Genomic DNA, 11,146 nt, shown 5'->3' with positions numbered 1-11,146 from the left:
GACGGGGTGATCAGGGTGAGGTCGGAGATGCGTGGCCTACGCGAACAGCCATGCCAGCTACACGCCCGGCTCCGGCACGCGCATGAAGGCTCCACCAACGAGGAAGGCATGCGTGTTGGCATCGCGCATGCAAAAAGACCGTCGTCCCCGTGAAGGCGGGGACCCAGCGACGTTGGCGGAGGTAGCGAGAACGCTGAACGACACTGGGTCCCCGCTTTCGCGGGGACGACGGATTATTTTTTACGACGGGGTGATCAGGGTGAGGTCGGAGATGCGTGGCCTACGCGAACAGCCATGCCAGCTCCACATCCGGTTCAGGCACGCGCATGAAGACTCCACCAACGAGGAAGGCATGCGTGTTGGCATCGCGCATGCAAAAAGACTCGTCGTCCCCGCGAAAGCGGGGACCCAGCGACGTTGGCGGAGGCAGCAAGAACGCTGAACGACACTGGGTCCCCGCCTTCGCGGGGACGACGGATTATTTTTTACGAGGTTAGATATCCGGGGAGGAGAAGGAAATTGCGTGGCCTACGCGAACAGCCGTGCCAGCTCGACGCCCGGCTCCGGCGCGCGCATGAAGGCTTCGCCAACGAGGAAGGCATGCGTGTCGGTATCGCGCATGCAAAAAGACCGTCGTCCCCGCGAACGCGGGGACCCAGCGACGTTGGCGGAGGTAGCGAGAACGCTGAACGACACTGGGTCCTCGCTTTCGCGGGGACGACGGATTATTTTTTACGAGGTTAGATATCCGGGGAGGAGAAGGAAATTGCGTGGCCTACGCGAACAGCCGTGCCAGCTCCACACCCGGTTCCGGCGCGCGCATGAAGGCTTCGCCGACGAGGAAGGCATGCACGTCGGCGTCGCGCATGCGCTTGACGTCGTCCGGCGTGGCAATCGCTGATTCGGTCACCACCAGCTTCTCCGGCGGGATGCGAGGCAGCAGACCCAGCGTGGTGTCGAGCGTGGTTTCGAAGGTGCGCAGGTTGCGGTTGTTGATGCCCAAGAGGCGCGTCTTCAGCTTCAGCGCGGCGTCGAGCTCGGCGCTGTCGTGTACTTCCACCAGCACGCTCATGCCCAGCTCATGGGCGCAGGCTTCCAGTTCGGCCATCAGGCCGTGGTCCAGCGCGGCGACGATCAGCAGGATGGCGTCGGCGCCCCAGGAGCGCGCCTGGTAGACCTGGTAGATGTCGACCATGAAATCCTTGCGGATCACCGGCAGCGAGCAGGCGGCGCGCGCCTGCTTCAGGTAGTCCGGCGCACCCTGGAAGAACTGTTCGTCGGTCAGCACCGACAGGCAGGCCGCGCCATGCTGGGCATAGCTGACGGCGATATCGGCCGGACGGAAATCGGGGCGGATCACGCCCTTGGAGGGCGAGGCCTTCTTCACCTCGGCGATCACGCCGGCATGGCCGGCGGCGATCTTGTCGCGCAGGCTGCCTTCGAAGCTGCGCAGCTCGGAGCGCAGTTCGCTGTCGGTTTCGACGTCGCGGCGCAGGCTGGCGAAGTCGCGCTGCTTTTTCGCCGCGCGGATTTCCTCGGCCTTGACGTCGAGGATCTTGTTGAGGATGTCGGACATGATGTTTCCTGAGAGAGTCGCTAATAAGACGTCGGTGGCAAGGCGCGCCGACGCGGACAGTACGAAAGTACGGCAAGGAGGCGCAACGCCGCCGGCGGCGTCTTATTGGCGACTCTCATTTGCGTTCGTCCAGCGCCAGTCGGACGGCGAGCGCACCCAGCATGGAACCCATGATGTAGCGCTGCGCGCGCAGCCAGCCCTGGTTGCGGGCGAAGAAGCCGGCGATGCCGGCGGCCGAGAACACGATCATCGAGTTGACCGAGAAGCTGATGGCGATCTGCGTCACGCCCAGCACCACGCTTTGCAGCAGCACGCTGCCGTGCTCGGGGTGGATGAACTGCGGGAACAGCGACATGTAGAACACCGCCACCTTGGGGTTCAGCACGTTGGTCAGAAAGCCCATGCGGAACAAGGTCGCCGGCGAATCCGGCGGCAGCTCGCGCGTCTGGAAGGGCGAACTGCCGCCCGGCTTGACCGCATTCCATGCCAGCCACAGCAGGTAGGCGGCGCCGGCGAACTTGACGATGTCATAGGCCATCGGGATGGCCAGGAACAGCGCGGTCAGGCCGAAGGCGGCCGCTGCCATGTGCACCAGGAAACCCACCGCCACGCCGCACAGCGAGATGATGCCGGCCATGCGGCCCTGGCAGATCGAGCGCGAGACGCAATAGACCATGTTCGGTCCGGGCGTGAGCACCATCACCAGCGAAGCCAGGCCAAACAGCAACAGGTCGTGAGGGGCGATCATGGTCGGTCTCCTGAAAGAGGGCGAATGGATTACAGTTTGCCGCCCAGCGTGCGCGTCACCTGCACGAACTGGTCGAGCTTGGCGCGGGCCGCGCCGGAAGCGATGGTCGCGCGCGCCAGGTCCAGGCCTTCGGCGATCGACGCTGACTTGCCGGCCGCATACAGCGCGGTGGCGGCGTTGAGCAGCACGATGTCGTGCACCGGACCGGGCTTGCCGGCCAGCGCTTCGAAGATCTTTTCCTTCGACTCGGCGGCGTTGGCCACCTGCAGGTTGCGGCTGGCGAACATGGACAGGCCGAAGTCTTCCGGATGGATCTCGTATTCGCGGATCTCGCCGTTGACCAGTTCACCCACCATGGTGGCGCCGCCCAGCGTGACTTCGTCGAGGTTGTCGCGGCCCCAGACCACGATCGCATGCTGCGCGCCCAGGCGCTGCAGCACGCGCACCTGGATGCCGACCAGGTCGGCGTGAAACACGCCCATCAGGATGTTGGGGGCGCCGGCCGGGTTGGTCAGCGGGCCCAGGATGTTGAAGATGGTGCGCACACCCAGCTCCTTGCGCACCGGCGCCGCGTGCTTCATGGCGGCGTGGTGGTTGGGGGCGAACATGAAACCGATGTTGGTCTGGGCGATTGATTGCGCGACCTGTTCGGGTTGCAGGTTGATGTCGGCGCCCAGCGCCTCGAGCACGTCGGCGCTGCCGGACGAGGACGACACGCTGCGTCCGCCGTGCTTGGCCACGCGCGCGCCGGCGGCCGCCGCCACGAACATCGAGGCGGTGGAAATGTTGAAGGTATGCGCGCCGTCGCCGCCGGTGCCGACGATGTCGAGCAGGCCGGTGGTGTCGGCCATCGGCACCTTGGTGGCGAATTCGCGCATGACCTGGGCGGCAGCGGCGATCTCGCCGATGCTTTCCTTCTTCACGCGCAGGCCCATGGTGAGCGCGGCGATCATGACCGGCGACATCTCGCCGCTCATGATCTGGCGGAACAGCGTCAGCATTTCGTCGTGGAAGATCTCGCGGTGTTCGATACAGCGCAGCAGCGCTTCTTGCGGGGTGATTGCCATTTGTCTTTATCCGTTCATTCGATGGGACCGTGCGCCGTCGACGCTTACGCGTGCGCGCTGCCGGTCAGGAAATTCTTCAGCAGTGCGTGTCCGTGTTCGGACAGGATGGACTCGGGGTGGAACTGCACACCCTGCAGGTCGAACTCCTTGTGACGCACGCCCATGATTTCGCCATCGTCGGTCCAGGCGGTCACTTCCAGGCAATCCGGCAGCGTGGCGCGCTCGATGGCCAGCGAGTGGTAGCGGATCACCGTGTAGGGCGTGGGCAAATCCTTGAACACGCCCACGCCGGTGTGCGCGATCTTGGAGGTCTTGCCGTGCATGACCTGCTTGGCGCGGATGATGTTGCCGCCGAAGGCTTCGCCGATGGCCTGGTGGCCCAGGCACACGCCGAGGATGGGCAGTTTGCCGGAGAATTCCTTCAGCAGGTCGACGCAGATGCCGGCTTCCTTGGGGCTGCAGGGGCCGGGGGAGAGGCAGATGCGCGCCGGGTTCAGCTTCCGGATGTCATCCAGCGTGATCTCGTCGTTGCGGATGGTCAGCACTTCCTCGCCCAGCTCGCCGAAATATTGCACCAGGTTGTAGGTGAAGGAGTCGTAGTTGTCGATCATCAGCAGCATTTAGATTTCTCCGTCCAGGCCGTCTTGCACTTGTTCGGCTGCGCGCAGCACGGCGCGCGCCTTGTTTTCGGTTTCTTCCCATTCCATTTCGGGCACCGAGTCGGCCACGATGCCGGCTGCGGCCTGCACGTACAGCGTGCCGTCCTTGATGACGCCGGTGCGGATCGCAATGGCCACGTCCATCTCGCCGCCGAAGGAGAGATAGCCGCAGGCGCCGCCGTAGATGCCGCGCTTGGTCGGCTCCAGTTCGTCGATGATTTCCATCGCGCGCACCTTCGGCGCGCCGGACAGGGTGCCGGCCGGGAAGGTGGCTTTGAGCACATCGAGGTTGGACATGCCGGGCTTCAAAATGCCTTCGACGTTGGAGACGATGTGCTGCACGTGGGAATATTTTTCGATCACCATCTGGTCGGTGACCTTGACGCTGCCGGTGGTGGCGATGCGGCCGATGTCGTTGCGCGCCAGGTCGATCAGCATCACATGCTCGGCGATTTCCTTGGGGTCGGCCAGCAGTTCGCGCGCCAGCTGCTCGTCGCGCTCGATGGTCGAGCCGCGCGGACGGGTGCCGGCCAGCGGGCGGATGGTGATCTTCTTCTGGCCTTCGCCGATGGATTCGTTGCGCACCAGGATCTCGGGCGAGGCGCCGACGATCTGCATGTCGCCGAAGTTGTAGAAGTACATGTAGGGCGAGGGGTTCAGCGAACGCAGCGCGCGATACAGCATCAGCGGCGAATCCACATAAGACTTCTTCAGGCGCTGGCCGATCTGCACTTGCATCAGGTCGCCGGCCATCACGTATTCCTTGGCGCGGGCCACGGCCTTCAGGTATTCGTCTTTGGGGAATTCGCGGATGGTCTCGGTGCGCACCGAGCCGGTGGTGACCGGGGCGTCGGCCGGGCGGCGCAGCATGGCGCGCAGGTCGCGCAGGCGCTGGCGGCCGCGGGAGAAGGCTTCCGGCTGGGTCGGGTCGGCATAGACGATCAGGTAGAGCTTGCCGGAGAGGTTGTCGATGACGGCCAGTTCTTCGGTCAGCAGCAGCTGGATGTCGGGCAGGTTGAGGGTGTCCTTGGGGGCAGTGCCTTCCAGGCGCTTCTCGATGTAGCGCACCGCGTCATAGCCGAAGTAGCCTGCCAGGCCGCCGCAGAAGCGCGGCATGCCGGGGCGGATCGCCACCTTGAAACGCGCCTGGTATTGCGCGATGAATTCCAGCGCATTGCCTTGTGCGGTCTCGATCACGGCTTCGTTCTTCAGCACCTCGATCTTGTCGCCGCTGCAGCGGATCTTGGTCGAGGCCGGCAGGCCGATGAAGGAGTAGCGGCCGAAGCGCTCGCCGCCGACCACCGACTCCAGCAGGAAGGTGTTCTTGCCGGTGTTGTGGCTCTGGGCCAGCTTCAGGTAGAGCGTGAGCGGGGTCTCCAGGTCGGCGAAGGCTTCGGCGATCAGGGGGATGCGGTTATAGCCTTCGGCGGCCAGCGATTTGAATTCGAGTTCGGTCATGTTTCACTCCAGACCGCTATTGTAGAACACGCAGCTAGGGCCACATGCGGCTGCGCGCGCGCAATGCGCACGAACGGCCGTGGCTAGGGCGGACTCTCGTCAGCGGTTTCGTTAATTGGATGGCAGGGGAATGCGTGGTACAACAAAACGTCCCGGTCGCAGGTGCGGCCAGGGGCAGGCTCAGTCAATGAGCCTTGAATTGCCAGCGTCGCCACAGCCAGGCCTCAGGGGCGGCTGTATGTTGGGCGGTACGTTTGTTGTTGCGAAACATTGATGTGTTGGTCGCGGTTTGGTGTGTTGGCCGGAGGTCGACAGGCTGTCAATCCACCGAAATTTGCTGCGCTGCTTCGAGAAGCGTTTGAACTATACCATCCGAATCGACATCGTGTATAGATTCGCCGTGGTTGTAGCCGTAAGGCACGTTGAGCACGCGGCAGCCCGCGGCGCGGGCGGCCTGGGCGTCGTTGGAGGAGTCGCCGATGGCGACCACCTGCGCCGGTTGCAGCGCGAAATCCTGGCAGACCTGCAGCAGCGGCATCGGGTCGGGCTTTTTCCGGGGGAAGGAGTCGCCGCCGTAGACCACGTCGAAGTAGCCGCGCAGGCCCTTCTTGTCCAGCAGCGGCATGGTGAACGACACCGGCTTGTTGGTCACGCAGGCCAGGCGCAAGCCCTTGTCCTTCATGGCCTGCAGGCCTTCCTTCACGCCCGGGTAGAGCGCCGAGAAGTCGCCGTTGATGGCCAGGTAGTGCTCGGTGTAGGCGTCCAGCGCCGGCTGGAAGTGCTGCTCGGCCTCGTCCTCGGCGAAATCCACCGCCAGCACGCGGCGGATCAGGTTTTCAGTGCCCTTGCCGACGAAGTTGACGATGGTCTCCTGCGCCAGCGGCTCCAGGCCCAGCTCGGCGCGCATGCGGTTGACGGCGACATGGAAGTCGCCGGCGGTGTCGAGCATGGTGCCGTCGAGGTCGATGATGGCGGCCTTGATGTTGTTGAGCTGGGTCATGTCGCGGGCTGTGCAGGGGTTGCTGGTGCGTGAGGGATCAGACCTTGGCCAGTTCGGCGCGCATGGCGTCGATCACGGCCTTGTAGTCGGGCTTGCCGAAGATGGCCGAGCCGGCCACGAAGGTGTCGGCGCCGGCGGCGGCGGCGGCGGCGATGTTCTCGACCTTGATGCCGCCGTCCACTTCCAGCAGGATGTCGCGGCCGGATTCGTCGATGCGGCGGCGCACTTCGGCGATCTTCTTGAGCGCCTCAGGAATGAAGGACTGGCCGCCGAAACCGGGGTTGACCGACATGATCAGCACCATGTCGACCTTGTCCATCACGTGATCCAGGTAATGCAGCGGGGTGCCCGGGTTGAACACCAGGCCGGACTTGCAGCCGTTGTCGCGGATCAGTTGCAGCGAGCGGTCGATGTGCTCGGAGGCTTCCGGGTGGAAGGTGATCAGGTTGGCGCCGGCACGGGCGAAGTCGGGGATGATGCGGTCCACCGGCTTGACCATCAGGTGCACGTCGATGGGCACCTGCACGTGCGGGCGGATCGCTTCGCATACCAGCGGGCCGATGGTCAGGTTGGGCACGTAGTGGTTGTCCATCACGTCGAAGTGGATGAAGTCGGCGCCGGCGGCGACGACATTGCGCACTTCCTCGCCCAGGCGGGCGAAATCGGCGGACAGGATGCTGGGGGCGATACGGTAGGTCGGCATGGCTGAAATGAAAGGATGGCTTGATCGACGGCGCGGGCCGGCGCGTTTGCCGATCCGCAAAAGGCGTTATTCTACTCCTTTGGCCCACCCTGGATGAGCTGGTGGCACGCTGCGGCTTGCGTTGCGTGCTGAATTCGTGTGCAATCCGGGGTGTCCGCGCCGATGGCCACGCGTGTGGCGCCAAGATCAACAAGACAGGAAATTCCCATGGCAGCGTACGAGTTCACGGTGACGGTCAAGACGCAGTATCTCGAAGAACAGTCCGATCCCTCCCGTTCGCACTACGTGTTCGCCTATGCGATCACCATCGCCAATACCGGCACCGTGCCGGCGCAGCTGATCTCGCGGCACTGGGTGATCACCGACGCCAACAACCACGTGGAAGAAGTGCGCGGCCTGGGCGTGGTGGGACACCAGCCGTTCCTGCAGCCCGGCGAACAGTTCGAATACACCAGCGGCACCGCGATGAAGACACCGCAGGGCACCATGCACGGCGAGTATTTCTGCGTGGCCGAGGATGGCGAGCAGTTCGACGTGCGCATTCCCGAATTCGTCCTCTCGCTGCCGCGCACGCTGCATTGATGCCCGGCGCGCATGCCGCTTTGCGCCGGTTCTGCGCGCGCTGCGCGGATGAAAGCCGGTGCGATCTGCGGATTTTTTATTCCCTGCCGCTGTCTTTCGTCTCGCGCGCCTCTTTGCGCGCCGCCGGCGGGCCGGATTTTTCCTTGCGGCCCGAGAACATGGTCCACCAGACTATGAAAACCAGGATAGAGAAGGCGGCGCAGGCCTCCAGAATCAACCACAACATATGAATCCGTCTCCGATGTTATTGAATCGTCTTGCAAGTGTTCCCGTATTGAAGCGCCTCAGTGTACCCGCAATGGCGGTCTCGGTCGCCGTGCTGCTGGCGGCCTGCCAGACCACGCCGCTGACCACCGCGCCCCAGCAGCCGTCCTCCAGGCCCGCCGCCCAGCCCGGCCCGGCCATGCGCGCCACCAGCTTCGCCCAGCTGCCGGGCTGGAACAACGACGACCTGCGCGAGGCCTGGCCGGCGCTGCAGTCCTCGTGCTCGGCGATGATTCGCAAGCCCGAATGGCGCGCCGCCTGCAGCGCGGCGCAGCAGGTCAATGCTTCGGATCTGGGCTTCCTGCGCTCCTACTTCGAGACCTATTTCACGCCTTACCAGCTGTTCAATCCTGATGGCACCGATACCGGTCTGGTGACCGGTTACTACGAGCCGCTGCTCAAGGGCTCGCGCCGTCGCGCGGGGCCTTACCAGACGCCGCTGTACCAGGCGCCGGACGACCTGCTGACCATCGACATGGCCGCCGTCTATCCCGAGCTGAAGAACCTGCGCCTGCGCGGCAAGGTGGTCGGGCGCAAGGTGGTGCCGTATCCCAGCCGCGCCGAGCTGATGCAGTCCAATAGCCTGGCCGGCAAGGAGATCGTCTGGGTCGACGATCCGGTCGAGGCCTTCTTCCTGCAGGTGCAGGGCTCCGGCCGCGTCTACCTGCCGGAATCGAAGGAAACCATCCGCGTGGCCTATGCCGACCAGAACGGCCGTCCCTACAAGTCGATCGGCCGTTACCTGGTGGACAAGGGCGAGATGGAGCTGTCGCAGGCGTCGGCGCAGAACATCAAGGCCTGGGTGCAGGCCAATCCGGCGCGCAAGGAGGAACTGCTCAACGCCAATCCGAGCTATGTGTTCTTCCGCGAAGAGAAATTGCCCGATCCTTCCAAGGGACCCAAGGGCGCGCAGGGCATCCCCCTGACGCCGCAACGCTCGATCGCCATCGACCCGCAGCACGTGCCGCTGGGCGCGCCGGTGTTCCTGTCGACCACGCTGCCCAACAGCGACAGGCCGCTGCAGCGCCTGGTGGTGGCGCAGGATACCGGCGGCGCCATTCGCGGCGTGGTGCGGGCCGACTATTTCTGGGGCTTCGGCGACGAAGCGGAGGATCGCGCCGGTTCGATGAAGCAGCGCGGCATGATGTGGGTCTTGCTGCCCAAGGGCATGAACCCGCCGTCGGGCAACTGAGTTTCCTGATTGCAATAAAAAGGCCTGATCCCGCGAGGGACCAGGCCTTTTGTCTGTGGGCGTCGCCGCGCGGGCGGGATCAGCGCAGCACCAGCACCGGGATGGTCGAGTGCGCCAGCACCTTCTGGGTCTTGCTGCCGAGGAACATGCGCGACAGGCCGCTGCGGCCGTGCGAGGCCATGAAGATGACGTCGCAACCGTAGGTCTTGGCGGCGTTGACGATTTCCTCGTCCGGCGCGAAGGACATCATGGTCGCCGTCTGACAGGGCACGCCGGCGGCCTGGGCGGCGTCGGCGATCTTCCTGACATGCTGCTCGGCCAGGGTGCGCACGTTCTCCTCGTACAGCGCGGGGTCGATGGCCATCGAGCTTTCCGCCAGCGGCGAGAAGGGGTAGGGCTCGGCCACCGAGATGCCGACGATCTTCGAGCCGCAATGCTTCGCGTAGTCGATCGCATTGTTGATAGCCTTGTCCGAGCGCTCGGAACCGTCGGTCGGAACCAGTATGGTCTTGAACATGAGTGCCTCCTTATAGGTGTGTGTTGAAGAGGTACTTCCACTATAGGCTGTGACCGGCTTGCCCGCATGAAATTCCGGACGGACATTGCGCTAAGTCGGATTTGTTGATTATTCTGGCGTACCGCCGCACCGGTTCGCGCCACGTCCGGGCGGCTTACCGTCCATAACAAGGAGACTTGCATGAGCTATGAAAATATCCTGGTCGAGACCCAGGACAAGGTCGGCGTGATCCGCCTGAACCGCCCCAAGGCGCTCAACGCGCTGAGCGACGCGCTCATGAGCGAGCTGGGCGAGGCGCTGCTGGCGTTCGACGCCGACGACGGGATCGGCTGTATCGTCATCACCGGCAGCGAAAAGGCCTTTGCCGCCGGCGCCGACATCACCGGCATGGCCGGCTACAGTTACATGGACGTCTTCAAGGGCGAGTTCATCACCCGCAACTGGGAAACCATACGCCGCGTGCGCAAGCCGGTGATCGCCGCGGTTGCCGGCTACGCCCTGGGCGGCGGCTGCGAGCTGGCGATGATGTGCGATTTCATCATCGCCGCCGATACCGCCAGGTTCGGCCAGCCCGAAATCAAGCTGGGCATCATTCCCGGCGCCGGCGGCACCCAGCGCCTGCCGCGCGCGGTATCCAAGGCCAAGGCCATGGATCTCGCCCTGACCGGGCGCATGATGGACGCCGAGGAGGCGGAACGCGCCGGACTGGTGTCGCGCATTGTTGCCGCGGACAAACTCATGGAAGAAGCCCTGGCTGCGGCCAAGACCATCGCCGACATGTCGCAGCCGATCGCGATGATGGTCAAGGACTCGGTCAACCGCGCCTACGAGTCGACCCTGGCCGACGGCATGAAGTATGAGAGGGCATTGTTCTACAGCTGCTTCGCCACCGACGACCAGAAGGAGGGCATGAAGGCCTTCATCGAAAAGCGTCCGCCGGTGTTCAAGAATTCCTGAGCGATTTAATTTCTTTTTGGAAATAAATTTGCCTGAAAGGGAATGAAAATGGCCGCCCCGGGAGGGGCGGCCATTTTTTTTGAATTATTTTTCAATTACCTTCTTTCGCCGGAAATCCTTTTCCTGAAAGGGATTGCGGCCGATATCGAGGTCTGGACGAAGGCGATTCTGCAAAATATTTTTAATTATTTTTCAAAAAGGGCTTGCGCACCCGAAAACCGGTTGCTATAGTTCGCCCCCTGCTGACGACGAACACAACGCTTCGACGGCAACGCGAAGGGCCAGAGGCCCGAGAGCGACAGCAAAGATCTTTAAAAATTAACAGCCGATAAGCGTGGGCGTTTGATGGAAGTGCGACGGACCTTAGGGTTCGGAAACTTTAAACATTAAATGCTCACAAGAAATATAGGTAAGATCGCAAGA

General features: G+C 63.6%; 13 protein-coding genes and 1 pseudogene. 4 read left to right on the top strand and 10 right to left on the bottom strand.

Annotation, left to right across the window (positions count from 1 at the left end):
* Positions 1-528 precede the first annotated feature (528 nt).
* The 8 genes and pseudogenes from trpC (CEJ42_RS24895) to rpe all read right to left on the bottom strand — a co-directional run.
* Positions 529-621, bottom strand: a pseudogene (trpC, locus tag CEJ42_RS24895) (indole-3-glycerol phosphate synthase TrpC); the annotation flags it as partial.
* A gap of 154 nt (positions 622-775) precedes the next feature.
* The gene (gene trpC / locus CEJ42_RS24285) at positions 776-1,576 is read right to left on the bottom strand and encodes an indole-3-glycerol phosphate synthase TrpC (protein ID WP_088752817.1); all 801 of its coding nucleotides are present in this window, start codon (positions 1,574-1,576) and stop codon (positions 776-778) included.
* A gap of 115 nt (positions 1,577-1,691) precedes the next feature.
* The gene (locus CEJ42_RS24280) at positions 1,692-2,324 is read right to left on the bottom strand and encodes a LysE family translocator (RefSeq protein WP_088752816.1); all 633 of its coding nucleotides are present in this window, start codon (positions 2,322-2,324) and stop codon (positions 1,692-1,694) included.
* Between the two features lie 29 nt (positions 2,325-2,353).
* Positions 2,354-3,391 (bottom strand): anthranilate phosphoribosyltransferase, encoded by a 1,038-nt coding sequence (gene trpD / locus CEJ42_RS24275; RefSeq protein WP_088752815.1) that lies wholly within the window; start codon positions 3,389-3,391, stop codon positions 2,354-2,356.
* Between the two features lie 44 nt (positions 3,392-3,435).
* Positions 3,436-4,011, bottom strand: coding sequence for an aminodeoxychorismate/anthranilate synthase component II (locus tag CEJ42_RS24270; RefSeq protein WP_079218248.1), 576 nt, complete (start codon positions 4,009-4,011; stop codon positions 3,436-3,438).
* On the bottom strand, positions 4,012-5,508 hold the full coding sequence (gene trpE, locus CEJ42_RS24265; RefSeq protein WP_079218249.1) for an anthranilate synthase component I: 1,497 nt from the start codon (positions 5,506-5,508) through the stop codon (positions 4,012-4,014). It lies immediately after the preceding gene.
* Between the two features lie 319 nt (positions 5,509-5,827).
* On the bottom strand, positions 5,828-6,508 hold the full coding sequence (locus CEJ42_RS24260) for a phosphoglycolate phosphatase (RefSeq protein WP_088752814.1): 681 nt from the start codon (positions 6,506-6,508) through the stop codon (positions 5,828-5,830).
* A gap of 37 nt (positions 6,509-6,545) precedes the next feature.
* Positions 6,546-7,211: a ribulose-phosphate 3-epimerase gene (rpe, locus tag CEJ42_RS24255; RefSeq protein ID WP_079218251.1), complete on the bottom strand. Its 666-nt coding sequence runs from the start codon at positions 7,209-7,211 to the stop codon at positions 6,546-6,548.
* Between the two features lie 207 nt (positions 7,212-7,418).
* Here rpe and apaG point away from each other — a divergent pair, with 207 nt between their 5' ends.
* Entirely contained in the window at positions 7,419-7,793 is a 375-nt protein-coding gene (gene apaG, locus CEJ42_RS24250) for a Co2+/Mg2+ efflux protein ApaG (RefSeq protein WP_088752813.1), read from the top strand.
* A 76-nt stretch (positions 7,794-7,869) separates the two neighbouring features.
* Here the strand turns inward: apaG and CEJ42_RS25120 are convergent, their stop codons facing one another.
* Positions 7,870-8,019, bottom strand: a complete 150-nt coding sequence (locus CEJ42_RS25120) for a hypothetical protein (protein ID WP_165774500.1) — start codon at positions 8,017-8,019, stop codon at positions 7,870-7,872.
* On the opposite strand from CEJ42_RS25120, the gene mltA reads away from it, so the two are divergent.
* Entirely contained in the window at positions 8,020-9,249 is a 1,230-nt protein-coding gene (mltA, locus tag CEJ42_RS24245) for a murein transglycosylase A (protein WP_088752812.1), read from the top strand. It begins immediately after the preceding gene.
* Between the two features lie 79 nt (positions 9,250-9,328).
* Here the strand turns inward: mltA and CEJ42_RS24240 are convergent, their stop codons facing one another.
* A complete protein-coding gene (locus CEJ42_RS24240; protein WP_079218254.1) occupies positions 9,329-9,766 on the bottom strand; it encodes a universal stress protein in 438 nt (145 codons plus the stop codon).
* A 180-nt stretch (positions 9,767-9,946) separates the two neighbouring features.
* On the opposite strand from CEJ42_RS24240, the gene CEJ42_RS24235 reads away from it, so the two are divergent.
* Both CEJ42_RS24235 and CEJ42_RS24230 read left to right on the top strand, forming a co-directional pair.
* On the top strand, positions 9,947-10,723 hold the full coding sequence (locus tag CEJ42_RS24235; RefSeq protein ID WP_079218255.1) for an enoyl-CoA hydratase: 777 nt from the start codon (positions 9,947-9,949) through the stop codon (positions 10,721-10,723).
* Positions 10,724-10,765: 42 nt separating this feature from the next.
* Complete coding sequence (locus tag CEJ42_RS24230) at positions 10,766-10,954, top strand: hypothetical protein (RefSeq protein ID WP_088752811.1); 189 nt, start codon at positions 10,766-10,768, stop codon at positions 10,952-10,954.
* Positions 10,955-11,146: the final 192 nt, after the last annotated feature.

Source organism: Herbaspirillum robiniae (genome assembly GCF_002213415.1).
GTDB lineage: Bacteria > Pseudomonadota > Gammaproteobacteria > Burkholderiales > Burkholderiaceae_D > Herbaspirillum > Herbaspirillum robiniae.
This window is presented reverse-complemented; position numbering and strand designations above follow the sequence as displayed.